The following is a 242-nucleotide window of genomic DNA, read 5'->3' as shown; positions in this document are numbered from 1 at the left end:
CGATTAAGCTGGGCTTAAGTGTAAAGTCAGTGCGTTTCATGGGCTACCTCCTTATTTTACTGTCACCACAACTTTGGCTACAGGGTTCAACCAGCGATGAACGCGACTGTCTAGGTCACTCATACCGCCAGCAGGGTCCATGTCACCTAAAATGCCAGGGTGAGTATGCACATTGATGTTGTCAGAATTGTCCATCACGCCAGTGCCATTGGCTCCACCGTCACCACTAGGTGCCGCAGGAA

At 50.8% G+C, this 242-nt stretch carries 1 protein-coding gene; it reads right to left on the bottom strand.

All coding sequences use genetic code 11. The annotated features are described in order from the left end of the window. Window positions 1–51 precede the first annotated feature (51 nt). Window positions 52–242 (bottom strand): spondin domain-containing protein (locus AAEY72_RS16100; RefSeq protein WP_352311680.1); only part of this gene is annotated, 191 nt, incomplete at its 5' end.

It is taken from the genome of Psychrobacter sp. W2-37-MNA-CIBAN-0211 (genome assembly GCF_040309405.1).
GTDB classification, from domain to species: domain Bacteria; phylum Pseudomonadota; class Gammaproteobacteria; order Pseudomonadales; family Moraxellaceae; genus Psychrobacter; species Psychrobacter glaciei.
The sequence above is the reverse complement of the archived record's forward strand: the minus strand, read 5'-3'. Positions and strand labels throughout refer to the sequence as shown.